At 37.4% G+C, this 21,298-nt stretch carries 17 protein-coding genes and 4 pseudogenes; 13 read left to right on the top strand and 8 right to left on the bottom strand.

Annotated features, from left to right (window positions below):
* Positions 1-7: 7 nt before the first annotated feature.
* Positions 8-4,239 (bottom strand): annotated as a pseudogene (gene cas9 / locus OWR28_RS09925) (type II CRISPR RNA-guided endonuclease Cas9).
* 221 nt (positions 4,240-4,460) lie between these two features.
* Between cas9 and OWR28_RS09920 the strand changes: the two are divergent.
* Both OWR28_RS09920 and OWR28_RS09915 read left to right on the top strand, forming a co-directional pair.
* Positions 4,461-6,581: pseudogene (locus tag OWR28_RS09920) on the top strand (Tex family protein).
* Positions 6,582-6,622: 41 nt separating this feature from the next.
* A complete protein-coding gene (locus OWR28_RS09915; RefSeq protein WP_332386499.1) occupies positions 6,623-7,273 on the top strand; it encodes an HAD family hydrolase in 651 nt (216 codons plus the stop codon).
* 65 nt (positions 7,274-7,338) lie between these two features.
* Here OWR28_RS09915 and OWR28_RS09910 read toward each other — a convergent pair whose 3' ends face one another.
* From OWR28_RS09910 to OWR28_RS09895, 4 genes and pseudogenes are all read right to left on the bottom strand, one after another.
* Entirely contained in the window at positions 7,339-8,910 is a 1,572-nt protein-coding gene (locus OWR28_RS09910; RefSeq protein ID WP_332386497.1) for a M20/M25/M40 family metallo-hydrolase, read from the bottom strand.
* 258 nt (positions 8,911-9,168) lie between these two features.
* Positions 9,169-9,345, bottom strand: a complete 177-nt coding sequence (locus tag OWR28_RS09905) for a BF3379 family histone-like protein (RefSeq protein ID WP_002978882.1) — start codon at positions 9,343-9,345, stop codon at positions 9,169-9,171.
* Positions 9,346-9,813: 468 nt separating this feature from the next.
* A pseudogene (locus OWR28_RS09900) lies at positions 9,814-10,574 on the bottom strand (aminotransferase-like domain-containing protein).
* Entirely contained in the window at positions 10,550-11,050 is a 501-nt protein-coding gene (locus tag OWR28_RS09895) for a GntR family transcriptional regulator (RefSeq protein WP_332386496.1), read from the bottom strand. Before OWR28_RS09895 ends, OWR28_RS09900 begins: the two are co-directional and overlap by 25 nt.
* 116 nt (positions 11,051-11,166) lie before the next feature.
* Between OWR28_RS09895 and OWR28_RS09890 the strand changes: the two genes are divergently transcribed.
* From OWR28_RS09890 to OWR28_RS09870, 5 genes are all read left to right on the top strand, one after another.
* Entirely contained in the window at positions 11,167-11,682 is a 516-nt protein-coding gene (locus tag OWR28_RS09890; protein WP_332386495.1) for a hypothetical protein, read from the top strand.
* A 161-nt stretch (positions 11,683-11,843) separates the two neighbouring features.
* Positions 11,844-12,248 (top strand): hypothetical protein, encoded by a 405-nt coding sequence (locus OWR28_RS09885; RefSeq protein WP_332386494.1) that lies wholly within the window; start codon positions 11,844-11,846, stop codon positions 12,246-12,248.
* Positions 12,212-12,757, top strand: coding sequence for a helix-turn-helix transcriptional regulator (locus OWR28_RS09880; RefSeq protein ID WP_332386493.1), 546 nt, complete (start codon positions 12,212-12,214; stop codon positions 12,755-12,757). The genes OWR28_RS09885 and OWR28_RS09880 overlap by 37 nt, the downstream gene beginning before the upstream one ends.
* Positions 12,758-12,845: 88 nt before the next feature.
* Positions 12,846-13,475, top strand: a complete 630-nt coding sequence (locus OWR28_RS09875) for an MFS transporter (RefSeq protein ID WP_332386492.1) — start codon at positions 12,846-12,848, stop codon at positions 13,473-13,475.
* Positions 13,465-14,052 carry a hypothetical protein gene (locus tag OWR28_RS09870; protein WP_332386491.1) on the top strand — a complete coding sequence of 196 codons (588 nt, stop codon included), beginning with the start codon at positions 13,465-13,467 and terminating at the stop codon, positions 14,050-14,052. The genes OWR28_RS09875 and OWR28_RS09870 overlap by 11 nt, the downstream gene beginning before the upstream one ends.
* 19 nt (positions 14,053-14,071) lie before the next feature.
* Here OWR28_RS09870 and OWR28_RS09865 read toward each other — a convergent pair whose 3' ends face one another.
* Positions 14,072-14,425, bottom strand: a complete 354-nt coding sequence (locus OWR28_RS09865; protein ID WP_332386490.1) for a DUF488 domain-containing protein — start codon at positions 14,423-14,425, stop codon at positions 14,072-14,074.
* Positions 14,426-14,645: 220 nt separating this feature from the next.
* Here OWR28_RS09865 and OWR28_RS09860 point away from each other — a divergent pair, with 220 nt between their 5' ends.
* Both OWR28_RS09860 and OWR28_RS09855 read left to right on the top strand, forming a co-directional pair.
* The gene (locus OWR28_RS09860; RefSeq protein ID WP_332386489.1) at positions 14,646-15,077 is read left to right on the top strand and encodes a MarR family transcriptional regulator; all 432 of its coding nucleotides are present in this window, start codon (positions 14,646-14,648) and stop codon (positions 15,075-15,077) included.
* A gap of 40 nt (positions 15,078-15,117) precedes the next feature.
* Entirely contained in the window at positions 15,118-15,960 is an 843-nt protein-coding gene (locus OWR28_RS09855; RefSeq protein WP_332386488.1) for a universal stress protein, read from the top strand.
* 13 nt (positions 15,961-15,973) lie between these two features.
* On the opposite strand, the gene OWR28_RS09850 is transcribed toward OWR28_RS09855, so the two are convergent.
* Both OWR28_RS09850 and OWR28_RS09845 read right to left on the bottom strand, forming a co-directional pair.
* Entirely contained in the window at positions 15,974-16,570 is a 597-nt protein-coding gene (locus OWR28_RS09850; protein ID WP_332386487.1) for a Crp/Fnr family transcriptional regulator, read from the bottom strand.
* Positions 16,571-16,676: 106 nt separating this feature from the next.
* Positions 16,677-17,033 carry a winged helix-turn-helix transcriptional regulator gene (locus OWR28_RS09845; RefSeq protein WP_312285451.1) on the bottom strand — a complete coding sequence of 119 codons (357 nt, stop codon included), beginning with the start codon at positions 17,031-17,033 and terminating at the stop codon, positions 16,677-16,679.
* Between the two features lie 266 nt (positions 17,034-17,299).
* Here OWR28_RS09845 and OWR28_RS09840 point away from each other — a divergent pair.
* The 4 genes and pseudogenes from OWR28_RS09840 (at position 17,300) to OWR28_RS09825 (ending at position 21,298) form a co-directional block, all read left to right on the top strand.
* Positions 17,300-17,745: pseudogene (locus OWR28_RS09840) on the top strand (FMN-dependent NADH-azoreductase).
* Between the two features lie 159 nt (positions 17,746-17,904).
* Positions 17,905-18,330 (top strand): RidA family protein, encoded by a 426-nt coding sequence (locus OWR28_RS09835; protein ID WP_332386486.1) that lies wholly within the window; start codon positions 17,905-17,907, stop codon positions 18,328-18,330.
* Positions 18,331-18,779: 449 nt separating this feature from the next.
* Positions 18,780-19,226 (top strand): hypothetical protein, encoded by a 447-nt coding sequence (locus tag OWR28_RS09830; protein ID WP_332386485.1) that lies wholly within the window; start codon positions 18,780-18,782, stop codon positions 19,224-19,226.
* The gene (locus tag OWR28_RS09825) at positions 19,223-21,298 is read left to right on the top strand and encodes a GMC family oxidoreductase (RefSeq protein ID WP_332386484.1); all 2,076 of its coding nucleotides are present in this window, start codon (positions 19,223-19,225) and stop codon (positions 21,296-21,298) included. Before OWR28_RS09830 ends, OWR28_RS09825 begins: the two co-directional genes overlap by 4 nt.

The following is a 21,298-nucleotide window of genomic DNA, read 5'->3' as shown; positions in this document are numbered from 1 at the left end:
AAAAGTTTTAATATTCTCCAATTTGAACTATTTTTCCCAGATGGTTGAGTCTAATTTTCACAAGGCCTTTTAAATTTTTTGTACTTTGAATAACTTTGAATGTACTATCTTTTAATTTTGCATTTGTCTCTACGTTTGTTTCTAAGTGATGCCTAAACCAAATACCTGATGTAGAAATATCTCCAAATTTCTGCACTCTATAAAGATTCGTAGAAATCAAGCTCAGATTCTTTTTATCAAATAAATCTACTTCTTTCGGATCAAAATCTTCTGATGGAAATAAAAACATTTCATTCTGTTTCAATGTAAATAAGAATTTCCAGCCTAACTCTGAATTATATTCTTTGTCAATAATTTGCAAATTTTGATTCACTCTTTCAACGGCTTCATAAAAACTCACAACTTTCTCCTTTAAGTTACCATTGTTATCTTCATAAATTGCAACGTGATGATTATTTCCTGTACTCACAAAGTCAACGGCTATCTTTTGGCCGTTTTCATCTAAAATTTCGTTTCCTAAATGATCTTTTTTATAATGTAAAGCTTCGGTATTATTAATCCCTGTAATAGTAACCGTCTTTATTGAAATTCCTTTTGATTTATTAAGCCAGATTGGATTCTTTTCCAAATCAGAAAAGGCTTCTTTAGGATTACAGTTAAATTGTTTCCATCTTTCAGTTAGAATATCGCGAACTCCCCTATCAATAACCTTTTCAATATTTTTAAAATCTTTAAAATTATCAGGATTAACAGCTTTTCTAATCGTATAACCGGTTTCATACCAGGCTAAAGTTACGGTTTCAGGTAATTGCTCCGTTTTTCCGACATTAAGAAATATTGGATTTTTAGAAATAACATTTTTGCCTGAAAATGCTTTTTTAGAATCCCCACCAAACTCTTGTAATCTTTTTAGCAGAGCATTTCTATATTTTTCATTTTGAACTTTCTGAATAGTTTCAGCGTCGAATTTTCCTGATACTTTTTCTTCTTTTGTTGTAAGAAATTTTGAACTTCCGTAGATTGTTTCTTTGTGTAGCTGCCCTCTCGGGGTCAGCTCTGTTTTTGCAATTACACTTCCCTTTTTCTTAATTTTATTCGTGTTTTTGGTAACTACTTTATTTTTAGCTTTATGAGAAATTAATATTTCATCCAAATGTTTTATGGCTTCAGCTCTAAAATTTTTGAAAGGCTCCTTGAATCTTCTTTCCTTTGAACCATTTTTCTTATCAATGATCTCAGTAATTAAATTTTCAACCGCAAAAATATTTTGGTGTTCTTTATGCTTGGTATCTTTTCTAGCATTTAAGTAGTTCAAATACTGAATATGATTATGTGTGGTAAAAGCAACCGTTAAAGCATCCATTGCGTGGTGACGATGGTCATTTCTTTTTGTCCAGTTAATAATTCTCTGTTTTTCCTCTCCTTTTGAATTGATCACCGTTTCTGTAAGACCTAATTTTCTGTATTTGTCTAAATTAAGTTCTTTCATTGTGTTAATAAGATTCCAATCCTCACGAAGCTTGTCTGTTATCCTTCCTGAAGTGGCAATAACAGAATTGGTAATTCCAAAAGTATTTCTTTTGATTTTTTAGCAATATACTGTGTGTTTCGTAAATCCCTTTCAATGAACCCCTCTCCTATTTCAGAGCCTTTTTTCTGTAGCTTTTCATATTTCGCTTTAGTAATTGCTCCCTTGTCATACAGATCTTTTATAATATTGAGGAATTTCTCTAATTTTTCCTTCCCTTCCATTTCAAGATAATCGAAAGCCGTAAAATTTCCTTTTTTAAGATTAGCACTTCTTGGGACTAATACTTTATTAGAGAAACTATCGTCAAAGAAACGGGATTGGGGAATAATGTGATCGATGTCATATTTCTCAGTAAATAAATTCTCCCGTTCAATTTTTACATCCGTATATACATCTTTAAAACCATTATTTGCCAATTCCAAATATAATTTATATCGGATGATATCATTTCTTGAAGGACTTTTAATACCAAATTCTCTCTGTAAAACTTCCTTATATTTCTGATGTTGTAGGGTAGCTTTATTAATTTCGGAAGTCATTGTAGCGCGTTCTTCCGCATTAAGTTTGAGTTCTCGCGCTAATTCAATTCTTATTTCATCAGGTTTTCCGTATTCCTTAGAAACTTCATTCACAAGATTGATCATTTGATTCAAAATCTTTTCAACGACAGGATTTCGTAAAGAGTTTTTGGGAAGGATATCCAATTGTTCTTTCAAAATCCGGTTCTCCAATTGCTCTTTGGTCAAAGAATTTTTAGAATGATTGTAACCTGCATAATTACAGGCTATGCTGTATTTATGTTCTTTAATGTAGGGATAGATCTTTCGCATCGCCTTAGAACTAAGGCTCCCATAATCCTGGGAAAAACCAATCTCGGCTAATTGTTTGGAATGTTCTTTTGTGAATCCAAATTTCTTTTCCAACAACTCATACAATTTTTCATTTCCGGAAGGAGAATCATCACCTTCATAAGAATACAGCAAATGCCACAGTTGATAAGAAGCCTGTTTCTCAAAATCATTTCCTTCCAATTCCGGATTAAAATCCAGAATAGATGTATTAACTCCCATTTCTGACAGCTTCTCTCTAACAAATAATTTTATAATCTCTGCAGAAGCATTTATTTTAGAAACCTTAATTTCATCATCAATGGTTAATTTAAATTCTTTTGAGAATTCTATTCCTTCACTGGCAATAATCTTTAGAAAAGCAGTATATAAATTTTCACTAGTTTTATTTCCATCAAGTTCTTTGAAATTACACTTCCAATCTTTTGAAGAATATCCTAGCAGTTCTATTAATTCTTTTGAAGATAAGTTTCCTTTTATATTTAAATTCTGAAACAGAATTTCCTTATGTTCCACTTCTAAAGGAAATTTTTCTTTTGTTTCTAGACTCGTAAATTCTAAATCATTTAATCTTTGCCAAATTTTAAACTCCTGAAACAAAGGAGATGATTTCGGTGCCACTTTTAGCCCAACTGTTTTCTTTTTTGTTTTTCCGTTTTCTGTAACTTCAATTTCTCTGTTTTCAAACTCACAGATGCTGATTAAACCCTTCTGTGATTTGAGCTTCCTCTGATAAAAAATGACAATATCCCGGATTTCTTCCTTTAATTCCTTCGTTAATTCTTTATTATAATGTGTCGATTGAGTTTCCCATATCTTCTCAAATTCATCTAAGTAATCCTGTCTGTAGAAAACCTGATTTTTAAGCTTTGAATGAGGATCCGCTTTCAACTGTTGAAATAAATATTCGCCCACCGTTTGATTATGAAAATAAAGCTCTTTACTCCGATCACTAATCGCTCCTAAATAACCGCTTGAACTATTCAGATTGCTGTTAATTTCCTGAAATACAATAGCAAGGCTTTCAAAATCCAATTGTCTTTTTGCAGCTTCACTTCTCCAAAAGTATTTTTCAACCTTTTTTTCCTGAACTGTTCCTATTTGCTTGATGCCTACAAGAGAAAGAGGCTCTTGCAAAATTGCCCAGGTAGCGTTTTTATTTTTCCCCTGCAAATCTTTGTAAAGCTCCTGAGTAAAAATATCAGGATGAAATTGCTTTTGAAAATCCCAAATTTTATCAAATTCTGCTTGTAAATCTGAACGGTAAAAATCAGGCAATTGCTTTTTGCCCTGCTGTAAAAGTTGATATGAGTATTCTCCGGGTGTTACATTCTCTTCATACAATTTTTTCGCAACAGCCATTCCGTCTACAATCTGTCCATCCTCTTCATTTTTAGCTTTACGGCTGCTTTTGTATCCTCTTTTTTTATTGATAAGCAGCAGAACTCTGGCCAATTCTGAAAGTTCTATTTTTTCTTTTGCTGCCTTTGCTCTTAACTCCTGAGTTTGAAATGTTGAATTTTTACCAACTTCGGTAAGTAAGTCAGATTCTTTAAGAATATTATTCTTCTTTAAAACATCAATAAGATTGGCTCTTCTTAACTTAAATCTTTGAAGATTTCTTCTCGCACTTCTTGCTAAAGTTCTTCCTGCATTTGGAGAAATCCCTTTTCCTCCTTTAAAATCCTTTTCAGGTTCTTTAGATTCTTTTCCTGTTTTAGTGCTTACAAAATTGTCAAAGGTTGTAATACGAACTCCTAATTTGATAATTTTACTGTTTTCAAAATTTTCGGGATCCTCCTGAACGTAAGCCCAGCCAATTGATGAAATTCCCAAATCCAGTCCAAGTATATTTTTAATCATCGTTATTAATTTTTGATACCATATAAAAATAGAAAGAAAAAATTTATTTAAAATGAGGTTTCCCGTAAATCAACTTAAGAACTTTTCTTCTATATTTGTATCAATAATTTTGAAAAGCAATTCACAATAAGGATTATTCCGTTGTGAAAACATTCAAGGCGGGGCAACTCGCCTTTTTTCGTTTTAAAACCCTATTTTAGCCCTACGAAAACAGAACAATGACGACCGTAGAATTTATACAGAAACAGCTGAATATTTCTGAAAAGAGCATCAACAATACGTTACAACTATTAGCAGAAGACTGCACCATACCTTTTATTTCCCGTTACCGGAAAGATAAAACCGGAAATCTTGATGAAACACAGATCGAACAGATTTCAAAAATAAGCAGGCAGTTTGAAGAGATTGTTAAAAGAAAAGAATCTATTTTAAAATCTATTGAAGAGCAAAATTTCTTAACACCTGAACTGCAACAGAGAATAGAAGAAAGCTTTGATATCCAGGAGCTGGAAGATCTTTATTTACCTTTTAAAAAGCGTAAGAAAACCAAAGCTGATGCTGCCAAGGAAAAGGGCTTGAACCTTTGGCCAGAATGATTATGAGTCAAAAGAATAATGATGTGCGGTTCCTGGCATCAAAATACCTCAGCGGCGAAGTTACATCCGAAGAGGAAGCACTTCAGGGGCCAGAGATATTATGGCAGAATGGATTAATGAAAATATGTACGTCCGTAAAAATCTCCGCAGATTATTTCAGCGTAAGGCAGTTATTACTTCAAAAGTTGTAAAGGCTAAAAAAGACGAAGAGGAAGCACAAAAATTCTCTCAATATTTTGAATGGGAAGAAAGCCTTAACAGAACTCCTTCCCACAGACTTCTGGCCATGCTGAGAGCTGAAGCGGAAGGCTTCGTCAAAACGAATGTAGGAATAGACAAAGAAGAGGCGATTGATGGTATTGAAAAAGCAATTATCAAATCCAATAATGAAAGCTCGGACCAGATTTCGCTGGCCATAAAAGACAGCTATAAAAGACTTCTTGAGCCCGCCATTTCTAATGAAGCCCTGCAGGAAGCCAAAGAAAAGGCAGACAAAAAAGCAATCGAAATCTTCTCTGAAAACTTAAGCCAGCTGCTTTTAGCTCCACCTTTGGGAGAGAAAAGAATCCTTGCGATTGATCCGGGATACCGAAGCGGCTGCAAAGTGGTGTGTCTGGATGAAAAAGGTGACCTGTTGCACAACGAAACCATTTACCCTCATGCTCCACAGAATGAAAGCGGAATGGCAATGAAAAAATCCGTTCTATGGTAAATGCCTATAATATTGAAGCTATTTCAATTGGTAACGGAACCGCAAGCCGTGAAACAGAGTTCTTTATCAAAAAAATTGCTTTTGATAAGCCTTTGCAGGTTTTCGTGGTTTCAGAAGCCGGAGCATCAGTATATTCTGCAAGTAAAATTGCAAGAGACGAGTTTCCTTCCTATGATGTGACTGTTCGTGGAGCCGTTTCCATCGGAAGAAGACTCTCTGATCCGCTGGCAGAACTGGTGAAAATTGACGCCAAATCTATTGGTGTCGGGCAATATCAGCATGATGTGGATCAGACCCAGTTAAAAAATGAGCTGGATTCTACTGTAATGAAATGTGTAAATTCTGTGGGAATTAACCTAAATACGGCCAGCAAATCCCTTTTAAGCTATGTTTCCGGGATCGGGGAAAAAATGGCTGAAAATATTGTCAGTTACCGTACTGAAAACGGAGCATTTGAAGACAGAAAGCAGCTTAAAAAAGTTCCGAGACTTGGAGATAAAGCTTTTCAGCAGGCAGCAGCTTTTGTAAGAATTACAAATGCTAAAAACCCTCTGGATAATTCTGCCGTGCACCCTGAAGCTTATGGAATTGTTGAGAAAATGGCCAAAGACTTAGGAATTAAAACCAATGAACTGATTGCCAATAAAGAAAAAATAGCTCTGGTAAAACCGGAAAACTATATTACCGGAGAGATCGGGATCCTGGGAATTAAGGATATTTTAAAAGAACTTGAAAAACCGGGACTGGATCCAAGAAAGGCCGCCAAAGTATTTGAATTCGATCCTAATGTTAAAAGCATTAAAGATTTAAAAGCTGGTATGATTCTTCCTGGAATTATCAATAATATTACAGCCTTCGGATGCTTTGTAGATCTTGGAATTAAAGAAAGCGGACTGGTTCATATTTCCCAGCTGAAAGACGGATTTGTTTCCGATGTCAATGAAGTAGTAAAGCTTCACCAGCATGTCCATGTAAAGGTAACCGATGTGGATGAGGCAAGAAAAAGAGTACAGCTGAGTATGATTTTGTAAATCGCTGTTACAGATTAAAGTATAAACACAAAATTTTTATTTTGAACACAAAGAACTTAATTTTCGACCTTGATGGCACATTATGGGATCCCAGAGCAACGATCATCAAAATATGGAATAAGGTATTGGGTAAACATCAGTTAATCCAAAGAGAAATAAAGCCCGAAGACATGGATCAGTACATGGGTTTATTAGCTCACGATATTATCAAAGATATTGTTCCGGGAATTTCAGATCTTCAGGTACGGGATCTTCTTTCTGAAATAGTAGCCGAAGAAAATAAAATCCTGCGTATACAGGGCGGAATTTTATATGACGGCGTGGAAGATACATTGAAAAGCCTGGCCAATACTCATGCTCTTTTTATTGTAAGCAACTGCCAGGATGGTTATATTGAATCATTTTTAGAATATTACAGGTTCAATGATCTGTTTACGGACTTTGAGTCTCATGGGCGAACCCAAAAGCCAAAAGCTGACAACATCAGGCTTCTTATGGAAAGAAATCAGCTATCCTTTGAAGATTCTGTATACATAGGTGATACCCAAACCGATTATGATTCAGCAAAGACTAATGGACTTCCGTTTGTTTTCTGTAAATATGGTTTTGGAAAGTTAGCTGAATCTCTTTATGAGCCATCCCTTATTACGTTTTCTGATTTAAAGGTTCATATTTCTGATATTGTAAAATAAGATTATATATCAAAATAAAGGCTGCCTGTTAGGCAGCCTTATATTTTTTCTAAAGAAGAAATTATTTACTTGTACTCCTTAGAACTTCTTCTGGGTTCTTTTACTTCCGGCCATTTTACCGTTTCCCCTTTATCATCCTGAGGCATTGCTCTTTTCTCTCTGCTGGTAAATTCCGGGTCTTCAGAAGCCATATATGCTAATGCAGCCGTTAAGATCACATTATTTTTTACCTCATCAAAAACAATCTTGTCATAGGTATCTTTTGTAGTGTGCCATGTATATCCGAAGTAGCCCCAGTTCAGAGAGCCTAAAGAAAATCCCGGTACTCCTGCTGCGACAAAAGAAGCATGATCAGAACCTCCGCCACCCGGCATTCCAGGAAAATCAGTTTTAATATGAGCCTTTACTGCTTTAGGAACACCATCAAGCCATCTTCCGATATAATCATAAGCTTTTACAAATCCCTGACCGCTGATGTTTACCACACGACCGGTACCGTTATCCTGATTAAAAGCGGCCTGTACTCCTTTTATAATCTGAGGGTTATCTGCAACAAACCCTCTTGAACCGTTCAGTCCCTGCTCTTCGCTTCCCCAAAGTCCAATGACAATTGTTCTCTTATTGTTAGGATAATATTTTTTCAGGATCCTCATCGCTTCAAGCATCGTGATCGTTCCGGTTCCGTTATCCGTAGCGCCCTGGGCGCCGTCCCATGAATCAAGGTGAGCGGAAAGAATAACATATTCATCTGGCTTTTCTTTTCCTTTGATCATCCCGATTGTATTAAAACTTTTAGCTTCAGGAAGTATTTTTGACCGGGCATCAATTTTAATTTTAGGCTTCCCGCCTTTTTCCGCTATTCTGTAAAGCATTCCATAGTCTTCCACATCAATATCGATCATTGGAATTCTGGATGTTTTTGCTCCAAATATTCTGTTAGCCCCCATGATACCGGTCCAGTTTGAAATGGCAATACCTGCTGCACCAGCTTTTTCTAACGCTTCAGGAAGGCTGTTGTTATCATATCCGATATTTTTCACATACGCTGTAAAGTCTTTGGCAGCCTGCTCTTTTTCTGCCTTAAGCTTTTCATACAGCTCAGGAGTAGCAAATTCTTTGATCTGCTCATCAGAGCGCCCGATTTTCTGGTATTGTGCCATCAGCACTATTTTCCCCTTCACAGAAGGAAGCCATTGGTCGAATTCTGCTTTGGAAGATGCTTTCGGAAGAATAATCACTTCTGCCTCAACTGCTTTTTTAGTAGCCGGACTCCACGCCAGTTGTGTTGCTGCAAGAGATTTTACCCGCGGATAGATCATATCAACATGCGTTGTTCCTCTCTGCCATCCTTTCCAGGTTCCGAATTGCTGAAGATTGGCTTCCACTCCCCATGAACGAAGCTTATTGGCACTCCATTCGTTTGCGGCAAGCATTTCAGGAGTTCCCACAAGGCGTGGCCCGATCCCGTCCAGCAGTTCATACGCCAGGTTTTCCAGCTGGGAATTATTATTAACTTCATCTACAAAACTTTTTACGACAGGGTCTAACCTTTCTTTGGGATCAACCTTTATCTGAGCCCATGAAAACTGGGCAGCCAGCACTACTGCAGGCACTGCAAAAAATCTATTTATCCTCATAATATATATTGATTGGCTTAAAGATAGCAGAATTCAGGGAGATGATGAAAGATTAAGCCTAAAAAAAGAGGCATTCACAAGATATTATCAACATTTTTAGCTAAAAAATAATAACAGAAATCAGCGAATGTTGGTAATTTATAAAAAAGACCAAGGAGAACAGTGATTCTTAGATTAGTTCTAATGAACGGTACAATTCAAAAAAACATTCTATTAAGGAATAAAAAAAACCGGCTTCAAAAGCCGGTTAAAGGTGAATTATTTCTTAGCTTCTTCTACAGAAACTTTTCTGAATTCTTTGAACAATTTGCTTAGTTCTAAAGCTGCTTTACGAGCTCTTGTACCAGCAGCCTTGTTTCCTTTTTCCGCTTGTTGGTTTGCCTCAGTTGTGAACGCTTCAAATTCTGCGTTGATTTTTTCAATTAGTTCTTTCATTTATTTAAAAATTTAGGCTGCAAATATAGGTTTTATGGTGATTCCAGCCTAATTGTGCTGAAAAAAATAGCGGATTTTATTATTTTTTTTGAGTCTTTCTTAATTTCAATTTAATTTTTACAATGAAAATGAATTATTGTAGAAATCAACCATATAACCTGATATTACATGGAGTACAAACCAACACTCAGTTAAACCGTTAATAATCAATGGGAACCGAATAAAAATCAAGATCACTCCGCTTTACAGGTCTTATAAAATCTTTGGATGTACCTTTATAGCTCTTAATGATTTACATCTGCAATTCTTTTGCTTTCCTGCCTGCACTTTCCAGCAAAACAATACTTTCAGAAGTAATTCTTTCTGCAAAAATAATCCTGAAATGGTAATGATATCTGTCCATAAAAGAAAAGGTATCTCCGGGAGTAAATAAAATACGGTGCCGCTCACAATACTCATAAAACCTTTTTATATCTGTACTTTCCGGAAGCTGCCCCCAGATGCTGTAACCTCCCTGCGGTCTGTGAAAATAAGAGCCTTCAGGAAAAAATTCCTTAAGGCCTCCAATACCTGAACAGCCTGCTGATTAAGTTTTTTCCGGAAGGACTGAAGATGCCTTTCATAGCTGTTTCCCTGGAGCAGCTTCAGCACCAGTTCCTGATATACCGGAGAAACAGACCGTCCCAAAGCAAACCTCACTCTTTCAGATTTTGCATACAAATTACCGGCATACAGCCAGCCCAGGCGGATTCCCGGCGAAAGTGTTTTTGAAAATGATGAGTAGATCATGACCTGACCTTTCGTATCAAAGCTTTTTATACAGCGTGGTCTTTGCTCGCCAAAATACAGATCAGAATACATATCATTCTCAATAATAGATAACTGATGAGCTTCAGCAATGTTAAGAATTTCTTTTTTGTTTCATCATTCATCAGCACTCCTGTAGGGTTGTGAAAATTCGGAGTAACAACCAAAGCACGGATATCGTTCTCCTTACATGCTTTTCTGAAGAATTCAGTATCAAAACCCCTTTTATAATCTACAGGAATTTCAATCACTTTCAGCTCCAGATGGGCAATTACTTCCAGCACAGAAAATACACAGGGACTGTCAACAGCTACCACATCACCAGCTTTTGCAGCCGACTTTAAAGCAATGGTAAGAGCCTGCAAAGCACCATCAGTGATAATGATTTCATCAGGATTTAAGGTACAGTCATAGACTCCCATTTTTTTGCAATATGCATCCTTAATGCTTCCAATCCGTTTGAGGGATAATACCTGAGAAGAGATGCTCCTTTTTCACGGATAACTTCCTGCATTGTTCTCAGAATAAGCTTCTGCGGAATTAGCAGATCACCGGGCACTGCCGTATTAAAAGAGCTGGATTCTGAGGTTCTTTTGGAAGTCAGCATGATGTTTTTCATGAACACTTCGTCTCTTACGACCGCCGGGAATTTTGTTTTCACTTCCGGGATATTTTCTTCCTGAATTCTCCTGACGAAATATCCGGACCGTGGGTTGCTCCTGATCAGTCCCTTGATCATAAGATATTCAAATCCGTTTTGTACAGAACTTGTACTCAGCTTATATTTTCTCTTCATCTCACGAACAGAAGGAAGCCTGTCATTTTCCTGTAACATTCCACTGCGTATCTGTTCTTCTATTGCGGCTGCAAAAATTTCGTACTTATAGGGTTTCATCATACATATCAGCTGTACTGAACAAATTTATAAAAATATCCATCTGTACCGATTATATTTTAGCAAACTGTATCCTTTTTGAACAGATTAATCTTATATTTTTGAATAAAAAAATCCCTATGGATATTATTTCAAAATTTACAGTAGGTTCTGAAGAAGGAATTTCTGATCTTATAACCATTATTGATTCTTCTGTTTATACATTATATAAGGATTTCGTAAGTGAGGAGCAGATTAAAAAATATATTCACAACGATATAGATCCGAGAAAGATGATCAATGACCTTAATAATCTTTCCAACCAGCTGATCATGATCTATGCTGACCAGAAACCTATCGGGTACAGCATTATTAAAGGCGGTTCACTTCATCCCGGAATTCCTGAAGGAAAGCGGGCAACAGAAATCAGCTTTGTGATTCTTTCAGAGTTTGACACTCCGGAAACGAGACAGTCGCTCTGGAAAAAATGCAGATCAGCAGTAAACTTCACGGATATTATATGGATCAATATGCTGGACCATGATCCGCTTACACAGTTTTTAAAAGAGTCCGGCTTTGTAGCTGCGGATATTTCAAAAACGGGTCCTTTTCAGCTTCCATCACATATTTTGGAACTGGAAATTAATAAAAGCTGATTCTTAACCACAGGACACAGATTTACGTATATTTTAAACAGTAACTTTTTGTTAATATGCTGAAATCGAGAAAAACTATAATTCTGATTCTTATTATCGCACTTAAAATTATCATGAGTGAACAGCAGTTTGCTTATCTTTGATTTTTATAATTTTTACTTATGAGTGATCAGCTGGAAACCATAGAAGATTATTACAGACGCATCCGCAGAGATCAGATCAAAATGTTTGATTCTGAAGACTTTGAAACGGGAAAATCCCACTTCAATATTTCCATGCGGAGATACTGCAGCTTCAAAAGCCCCTATAACCGCCGTGATTATTACAAAATCAGCTTTATTATTGGAAAAGGAACGATTCATTATGGTTCACATCAGCTGTATATTGACCGCCCTGCCCTATTCTTTCCATCTCCGGGTATTCCGTATTCATGGGAGTGTGAGAGTGATGTACAGGAAGGTTACTTTTGTTTGTTCAACCAGGAGTTTTTAGTGGAAACACTGAATTCAATCTGTTTAAAAAAACGTCGATGTTCAAAGAATGGAGCAAGCCTGTTGTTTTTCTGACAGAGGAACAAACCCAGCTGGCGACACTTTATTTCGAGCAGATGTACAGAATGAACAACTCCACTTATCCTTTCCGCTGCAGCAGCATCAAAAGCAATCTGGCATCTGTTATGCATCTGGCTCTTGAAAACCGTGTAGAAGATATCAATCCGAATGAGCTTCCTGCAAATGTGCGTTTATACAAACTATTTGATGAATTGCTCAACAAACAATTTCCTTTGGATTCACCTGCTTATCCTCTGGCTTTAAAAACACCTTCCGACTTTGCCGAACACCTGAACGTTCATGTCAATCACCTGAACTCTTCTGTAAAATCTGTGACAAATCTTACGACCACTCAGATTATCAAGGAAAAAATGTTTGAAGAATCCAAAAATCTGCTGAAGTATACGAACTGGGATATTGCCCAGATTGGTTATACGTTAGGATTTGACCAGCCTGCCCACTTTAATAATTTCTTTAAAAAGCACGCCCGCACTTCACCATTAAAATTTAAGAATTTATCTTAATCTTTGATTTTTGTAATTTTTACTTTGTCTTTTAAAATTCACTTTCCTATTTCCTGACTTATTTTTGCATAGTAAAAAATGAATGAACATGTTGAGAGAAGCATCTGAACAACGAATCAGATTAATTACCATTATGGCTTTCGTGTCTATCCCGCTTTCCGGGTTTGTCACAGACATTTATCTACCATCGTTTCCCTCTATGGCGAAAGAAATGATGGTATCAGAAAAAGATATCCAGATTACTTTAACATCATACCTTCTGAGCTACGGGATTTCCCAGTTGTTTGTGGGAGGAATTCTGGACAGCATCGGCCGCTACCGTCCCAAACTGATCGCCTTATTTCTGCTAATCCTGACGAGTATTTTAATTACTATGACGAACAGCATCTTATTGATCTGCCTGCTTCGTATACTTCAGGGGGCAGCCGTTTCAGTGCTTGTTGTGGCTACCCGTGCTATTTTCGTAGATATTTATGATGCAGAGAAAGTGAAGCACTATCTGAGTTATTTTACCATTGTATGGTCTTGCGGTCCTATTCTGGCCCCTTTCCTCGGAGGTTATCTTGAGAAAATATTTAACTGGCATGCCAATTTCTATTTCCTTGCCGCATACGCCGGAGTTCTTTTCCTTTTGAATGGTTCTTCAGCGGGGAGAGCCTTCCCAAAAAAAGAAACTGAATCTTTCGGAGAATATCAGCCTTTACAAAATGATGCTTAAGAACAGGATTTTTATGCTGGGAATTTTCATCTTAGGACTGAGCTACTCCATTGTAATGTTGTTTAATATTACCGGACCTTTTATTATTGAAAATACGTTTCATTTTACTCCGGTTGTGATCGGATATTGTACATTGATCCTGGGATTTTCCTGGATGATCGGAGGTTTTATCGGGAAACGCAGACTGACTCTGGGTTTCAGATCAAGGATTTTACAGCCTATTTTTCTCCAGCTGATCCTCATCGCAGGGCTGATTATCACCAGTTATTTTGCGGAGAGTCTTTTTATTATGATTCCTTTCGCGTTTTTCATCCATATCTGCTCCGGAATTTTATTTACCTCGTTCTTTACAACAAGTATGCTTTACTTTCCTAAAAATGCAGGAACTGCGGGCGGACTGATGGGCGGATTGGTATATGTGATCACCTCTGTAACAAGCTTTATCATTTCGGTAAGCGGAACGGTAAGTGAGCAGAAAGATCTTTCCTGGCGCTATCTGATCATCGCCTGTTTTCTTTTCGGGATTATTATGATGATGCATCAGGCTGTTAAAAAAGAAAAAGCAGAGATCAGTTGATTCTCTGCTTTTTTATGTCTTATTGTATACTTTCAAGATATTTTTTCAAAATAATCGCATGGCAGTGTTCTTCATCTTTGGCTGCATACAGCAATGTAATTTTTTTATACTTCTCATGACGTTTCAGGAAATCTTTCCCAAGGTTACTTTCATGAAGTTCTTTTATATATTTTTCTGAGAATTCTTCCCATAACCTGACGTCATGATGAAACCAAAGCCTTAATTCTGTTGATGGTGCAATGTCTTTATCCCATTCATCAAGATCAGCATTTTCTTTTGAAAGTCCTCTGGGCCACAGACGATCTACCAGGACACGGTATCCGTCGTCCGGAGACGGAGATTCATAAACTCTTTTTAACACAATTTCAGGCATGATTACTGTTTTAAATTACACTTTAAAATTCATTGTATAAACAACAGCAAAATTTATTCCTGCAAAAAGTACATCCCGGTTTAATTATTCTTTTCCAGCTATTATTTAACATCCAATTAGTTTTAATTAAAACTAATTTTCGTATATTTGTTAGGATAAGTGATGCTAAAAATCCATTTGTGTATGGCTCTTATCCTGTTTATCATTATATAAGTAAAGTATGTCTGCAAAAAAGAATGATATTTCTGAGCTGGCTCTGGAGCTTGGTCTGGCAATGAGTGAGATGAAAAGCCGTCTCCGGCAGAAAATCCAGGCTACCGTTAATGAATATGATCCGGACCTGTCTTTTGAACTGATCGAGATTCTGGGGCTGCTTTCACGCCATAACGGAATCAACCAGCAGGAAATAGGAAATAAAGTAAGCAAAGACAAATCCAGTATTACCTATCTCATCAACAGCCTTGTAAAAAGAGATCTTGTTAAGCGGATAGCTGATGAAAACGACAGGAGAAATAAGCAGGTCTTTTTAACACCGAAGGGTAAACAGATTGTGGAAACCGTTTATCCATGGGCATTGGATCTTTATAAAAAAGCAGTTGACGGCATTGATGAGGAAGAGATCAGCAAAGCACTGTTACTGGTAAAAAAATGACAGCAAACCTGGAATAACCAGGATCAAAACATGATACAATATGAGAACAATCCTTGTACCTGTTGATTTTACATCAACTACAGAAAATGCAGTAAGAGTCGCCGCAGACTGGGCAACAACCTACGGCTATCAAAACATCATCCTCTTAAAAACAGCAGGAGAATCTGAGTTTGACTATCTGCATATTGCAGAAGGACATTCTTTTGTAAATGAGGAAAATGTCAACAATCTATTGCAGAGAACAGAATCATTACTTGATCAGTTAAGCAGCATTGTAACAGAAAAATCACCTGGGATCAAGGTTTCAAGAATTTTAAGTGATTGGGCTCTTACCAGAAGTATCAATGAACTTTTAAAAGATGAACCGTCTGTAGAACTGATTATTCTGGGAAGTGACGATCAGACATCTGCCACTGAAAGTTTTGTATCTGACAATATCATAAGCATTGCAAGAACAAGTCCTGTGAAGACTTTAATTGTTCCCAACAGCTATCACTATACTCCTGCTAAAAATATCTTTATCCCCTGTGATATCAACGGAATTAAACGGTTAGAAAGATTGTTTCATCATAAATCTCTCATTCATAAGCAGGATGTGCATCTGTCTTTTTTAAATATCAATACCCGCGAAAAAGAAGATGAAAACAAGAAAAAAGAGCTGGAAGACTACATCCGTGAACATTTAACGGAAATCCCAAGCAGCATTTATTACTCCCATGATGAAAATGTCATTAATGGAATTCTGATGTTTGCAGCCACTCATGAAGCCGATCTTATCATTGCTTTGCCCGGTAAGCACAGCTTTTTATACTATCTGGCAAGCAGAAGCATTTCCGAAGGAATTTACCAGAATACCCATCAGCCCGTGCTCATCCTGAAATAACCCGGTTGACTGATTAATAATAAATTTTAGAGCTTTCTATTTTAACGAGTTTCTGCTCCTGCATTTTTTTGACATATCTGATTACCGTTTCTACCCGGAGACCGGTGAGTGTCGCAATCTGTTGTCTGGTATAGGGAATAAGGAATGAATAAGCTTCTTCAAATCCAAAATATTTTTTAAGATGGTCAAAAAGTTTCACCAGCTTTACGATAGGATCTGAAATAGCCAGAAAGCTGGAGATCATATACCTGAAATGCAGCCTGTCTGCTGTATATTTACTGATTTCAAGCATTAATGCTGGTTTTTCCAGCAATATTTCAAGAAATCTCGTTTTGGGAAGCCTGATAATTTCACAGCTGGTTACCGCAACAGCGTTAACGGCGTAATGATGCCCGGTAAATAAATAACTTTCACCAAAGCAATGACCATCAAAAGGAAGCCCGTGAACAAATTCTTTCCCGTCTTCCAATAAAGTATTCAGTTTCACAGTGCCATATCTGATCTGGAAATAGTATTTTGCAGCGGTTCCTTCCTGAAAAATTGTTTCTCCTGCTTCATACCTTTCCAGACCGGCTCCGTGGGAAAATAATAAGTCTTCGCATATGATCATCTTGCCATTATTAATTTGAGTAAAAATACTTAAAGTACAAGCAAAGTTGCAACTTAACATATACCACAGAAAAAGTGACTTTGCTGCAACACCGCTTATTCTTTTATTATGCAGTGATTTTTTTCTTGTGTTTTGTTCCCCAGTCTGCCAAAGCAGCAATGACATCTTTCAGAGATTCGCTATACTCTGTAGGAACATATTCTACCAGCACAGGTTTCTGATCTGTAATAACGGTTCTCTCCACAAGATGATTAACTTCCAGTTTTTTCAATTCACTGGATAATACCCGTGCAGATATTCCCTTGATGGTACGCTGTAATTCATTGAAGCGGGTGTGCCCTCCCAGGATCGCAATCATTACACGAATGGTCCATCTGCCTCCGAGAACATATAATGCATCCTCTGTAGCAGAGAGATGGTTACTGCATTGCGGCCTTGAATACACTATTTTTTCTTCTTCCATTGCCTCTGTTTTATTCTGTTACTAACCTAAATGTTATTACTAACCTTTCGGTAACTACTATCTTTTTATTAGTAAATATAGATAATTTTGGAACATTAATTTTAAAAAAGATAAAAAATGAAACGAGTACTTCATATTACTTCGAGCCCGAGAAGTGAATCATCAATCAGTAAAAAACTGGGAAATGCAGTTGTAGAGAAAATCACAGCCAAGTATCCTGACCATATTTTAAAAAAACGTGATCTGGCTAATCCTCTTTTCCTCATTTGGAAGAAGCGCATATCAATGCATTCTTTACACCAGCTGAAAACCGGACTTCTGAACAGTCGGAAATTGTAAAGCTTTCGGATACGGTAATTGATGAGCTTCAGGAGGCTGACATTATTGTTATCGAAGCGCCGCTGTACAATTTCAGTATCACTTCTACACTGAAATCATGGCTTGATCATATTGCCAGAGCAGGAAAAACATTCAGCTACAGCGAAAACGGCCCTGAAGGCCTGGTGAAAAATAAAAAAGTATACCTTGTCTTTTCAAGTGGCGGCGTATATTCTGAAGGGAAAGACAGGCTTACGACTTCGTAATTCCTTACTTAGAAAAAACACTTGGATTTATGGGAATGACGGATATTTCCGTTGTCCGTGCAGAAGGACTTTCTGTTCCGGTCGTTCAGGAAACGGCCCTGCAAAAGGGATTGAAAGTATTGTTGTAGAATAAAAACAAAAAATGCTGTTTCTCCGAACAGCATTTTTTTGTATCAGAATTTTATTATTCACGAAAGTATATAAAGAATTAAAAAATATTTCCCTCAACATATGTAAAGGCTTTTTCAATTTTTTCCTATCATTTTTACTTTATGAAATGAAAGATTATGGAAAACAATAAACAACCCCAACTGATCAATCCTGCTGAGTTATTTAATCCCGCCCCTTATGGTTTTTCTCACAGTATCTCTGTGAAATCTCCTTCCAGGATGTGTTTTATATCCGGACAGAGCGGCGGTGTTGGTGAAAATCATGTATTGGCAGATGACTTTAAAACTCAGGTTCAGGATGCTTTGAAAAATTTACAGATCGTTTTACAGAGCCATTCAATGACGTTTGATGATATTGTTAAAATTACCCTGCTTATTGTTGGTCACAATCAGGAAAAACTTGAGATATGGGCAGAAGAAGCCGGGAAAGTCTGGAAATCTACATTGCTGCCAACAAGTACACTTATTCCTGTAAGCCAGCTGGCTTTACCCGGAATGTTGTTTGAAATAGACGCAATTGCTATGGAACAGCTTGACAGCTAGGAATATCTGATACAATGATATTATAATTCTTACCTTCAGCCTTATTCATTTAAATCCTGCCTGAATATTCAATTCAGGCATTTTTTATTTATATCACAGGCAATCATCACTGTTTTTATCCGGTGTCTTTAAACGGCAAGATACCACATTATTTAAAATAATTCTAAACTATGTGAAAATAAAATATCTGAAAAACACTTCCAACAAAGGATTTGTTACAAAAAATTAAAACATTATTAATTCAAATTACGTAGAAATACTGAATCCTATCTGCCGGGATGTGATTAATTTCGGATAAACAAAAACTGATACTATGGATCGCCTGAAATATATTCAATCATTTCTGAAAAAGGGAGTGATATCTGAAAATCCGGCAGCTGTAGATCAATCAGCTTGATAACCTCCTGTTAAAAGGGAGTTGAAGATATTGAATCCAAATTTTTTACGAAATGAATATTATTAACAAAATTCTCAACGTCGACGATTATTATTTCGACGTGTTCATGTCTATCTCGGAAGCGCTTACCGGGTTCACAGTAAACGAACTGCAGTCAACGGGGCTTGCAGAAACCTATTACACGTATGTTCTAAAAAGCCTGGAAGCAGCCACTTTCGTAGAATTCCTTACGGTTTCTAAAAATATCCTTGAAAATTCCTCCGGTGAGGAAGCATTAAAAAATGCTATTCAATCCGAAATTATTGGCAACCCTGGAATGAACGACATTGCCGGAAAAGTAATCACCCTGTGGTATCTGGGAACCTGGGAAGGTGCTTACATCAATGATCTTTCTTACAAGGAAGGCCTTGTATGGAACCTGATGCACGCTCATCCGCCGGGAGCAAAACAGCCTGGCTACAAATCATGGAATATTAAACCTGTAAACACCCACTCATGAATCCAACCAATAACAAAAAAGATGTGATCATTGTAGGTACAGGGATCGCAGGGTCATTAATCGCAAAGCTATTGTCCGACCATGTATTTGACATCACCAAAGGAAAAATGATCCACCGTGCAGATGCGGGAAAATCTGATAACATTAAGGAGATTTCCATACTTATGTACGAAGCAGGCCTGGAAGCAGGTATTGAGCTGGATTCCGTATCTTCAATGACCACTTATAATGAGTATATCCGGACTTTTTACAGAGAGGAAGCCAAAGTTCCCAACTCTCCTTATCCGAACTTAAAGCAGGCTCCTTCTCCCAACGTTTTGGATATGGAACATATTGTCCAGCCGTATCCGGATAAAAAAGGCTATCTGGTTCAGTTTGGGCCGATGCCGTTTGCCAGTGATGCGATAAGAGTAGGCGGCGGAACTACCCTTCACTGGCTGGGAACCACTCCAAGAATGCTTCCCAACGATTTCAAACTTACCGAAAAATATGGCATTAAGATTCCAAAGCCGGATTCTGATGAGAAAACTCCTGTCGACTGGCCGATAAGCTATGAAGAATTAAGGCCTTATTATGAGATGGCTGAGTTTGAAATCGGGGTTTCCAGGGATGTTTCGAAACAGGAATATCCGATTAAAGAGAAAACAGAAGACTATTATGGAAATTATGTATTCCCGATGGAGGAAATCCCACAAAGCTATATGGATCATAAGATTATTGAGGGACTTAAAGGGACAAGTGTAAAGCTGAGTTCAGGAGAAATTCCTTTAATGCTGGTGCCTTCTCCACAGGGAAGAAATTCCGTTCCTAACCCAAAATACGGAAAAACAAAGATCATTAAAGCAGAACCAAAGGACTCAGGATATCAACTGGTTTTAGACAGCTCCGGAAAAGAAGAATACAAAGCTCTCGGTTCTGTGTGGAACCCTTATATGGGCGAACGCTGCGAAGGGAATGCATCCTGTGTTCCGATCTGTCCTGTTCAGGCGAAGTACAACGCCTTAAAAACATTGAAAAAAGCTTTATATAAAGTTAATGATAACGATAACCTGAGCCGTAATCCATTCATGCAGATTCAGGCACAGAGTGTGGTTTACAGGTTAAGCATTGATCCAAATGATAGTTATAAAATTTCAAAAGTCCATCTGAGAAGATATCCCTCAAAAGAAAAAACCGATTTTGTTGAAGAATCTATTGATACGTCAGACGCCATCGTCATTCTGGCAGCCAATGCTTTTGAAAATCCCAAAATTTTATTGAATTCCAAATATACAACGTCAGATGGTGTAAAAACAGCAGCCAACAGCAGTGATCAGGTGGGAAGAAACCTGATGGACCATATGGTAATGCTAACATGGGGGCTTTTCCCTGAACCGGTATATCCGTACAGAGGTCCGGGCTCTACTACCAACATTTCTTCTTTCCGTGACGGAGCGTTCAGAAAGGACTTTTCTGCATGGATCTCTCCGCTTGACAATTGGGGATGGGGCTGGCCGGCATTTTCCCCGGGTTCCGATGTGGCCTACTTTATCAAAGAGAAACAGTTTGGGACAGAATTAAGAAGACTGCTCACCGACAGACTTTCAAAACAGGTATTATTTCATTTTGAAATTGAACAGCTCCCGAATCCCAATAACAGAGTAACCATTAATGATGAATATCTGGACGTACTTGGAATTCCACGCCCTGTTATTCATTATGAGCTTACAGAGTACGAAATGAAAGCTATGGAGCAGGCAAAAGATGCTTCGGATCAAATGTTTAAAAGATTACATATTGATGATTGTACAAAATATACTGCAGAAGATAAAAACTCTGTGATCTACAACGGAGTGAGATATTCTTACAACGGCGCAGGACACATCGTAGGAACTCACAGAATGGGCTCTAAAGCTGAAGAATCCGTGACCAACAGCTACTGCAAAACCTGGGATCACCCGAATTTATACGTCGTAGGCGCAGGAAATATGACCACACTGGGAACTTCAAATCCAACTTTAACATTATCAGCATTCACGATCCGTTCGGTAGAATCCATCCTTGCTGATCTTGAAATTCAACTTAAAAAATAA

It is taken from the genome of Chryseobacterium sp. 1B4, assembly GCF_036631475.1.
Taxonomy (GTDB): domain Bacteria; phylum Bacteroidota; class Bacteroidia; order Flavobacteriales; family Weeksellaceae; genus Chryseobacterium.
This window is presented reverse-complemented; position numbering and strand designations above follow the sequence as displayed.

Excerpts from the sequence above, each read along its gene's own strand:
- OWR28_RS09910 (WP_332386497.1), bottom strand. The coding sequence starts at position 8,910 with ATGAGGATAAATAGATTTTTTGCAGTGCCTGCAGTAGTGCTGGCTGCC.
- OWR28_RS09905 (WP_002978882.1), bottom strand. The coding sequence starts at position 9,345 with ATGAAAGAACTAATTGAAAAAATCAACGCAGAATTTGAAGCGTTCACA.
- OWR28_RS09895 (WP_332386496.1), bottom strand. The coding sequence starts at position 11,050 with ATGATGAAACCCTATAAGTACGAAATTTTTGCAGCCGCAATAGAAGAA.
- OWR28_RS09890 (WP_332386495.1), top strand. The coding sequence starts at position 11,167 with ATGGATATTATTTCAAAATTTACAGTAGGTTCTGAAGAAGGAATTTCT.
- OWR28_RS09885 (WP_332386494.1), top strand. The coding sequence starts at position 11,844 with ATGAGTGATCAGCTGGAAACCATAGAAGATTATTACAGACGCATCCGC.
- OWR28_RS09880 (WP_332386493.1), top strand. The coding sequence starts at position 12,212 with ATGTTCAAAGAATGGAGCAAGCCTGTTGTTTTTCTGACAGAGGAACAA.
- OWR28_RS09875 (WP_332386492.1), top strand. The coding sequence starts at position 12,846 with ATGTTGAGAGAAGCATCTGAACAACGAATCAGATTAATTACCATTATG.
- OWR28_RS09870 (WP_332386491.1), top strand. The coding sequence starts at position 13,465 with ATGATGCTTAAGAACAGGATTTTTATGCTGGGAATTTTCATCTTAGGA.
- OWR28_RS09865 (WP_332386490.1), bottom strand. The coding sequence starts at position 14,425 with ATGCCTGAAATTGTGTTAAAAAGAGTTTATGAATCTCCGTCTCCGGAC.
- OWR28_RS09860 (WP_332386489.1), top strand. The coding sequence starts at position 14,646 with ATGTCTGCAAAAAAGAATGATATTTCTGAGCTGGCTCTGGAGCTTGGT.
- OWR28_RS09855 (WP_332386488.1), top strand. The coding sequence starts at position 15,118 with ATGAGAACAATCCTTGTACCTGTTGATTTTACATCAACTACAGAAAAT.
- OWR28_RS09850 (WP_332386487.1), bottom strand. The coding sequence starts at position 16,570 with ATGATCATATGCGAAGACTTATTATTTTCCCACGGAGCCGGTCTGGAA.
- OWR28_RS09845 (WP_312285451.1), bottom strand. The coding sequence starts at position 17,033 with ATGGAAGAAGAAAAAATAGTGTATTCAAGGCCGCAATGCAGTAACCAT.
- OWR28_RS09835 (WP_332386486.1), top strand. The coding sequence starts at position 17,905 with ATGGAAAACAATAAACAACCCCAACTGATCAATCCTGCTGAGTTATTT.
- OWR28_RS09830 (WP_332386485.1), top strand. The coding sequence starts at position 18,780 with ATGAATATTATTAACAAAATTCTCAACGTCGACGATTATTATTTCGAC.
- OWR28_RS09825 (WP_332386484.1), top strand. The coding sequence starts at position 19,223 with ATGAATCCAACCAATAACAAAAAAGATGTGATCATTGTAGGTACAGGG.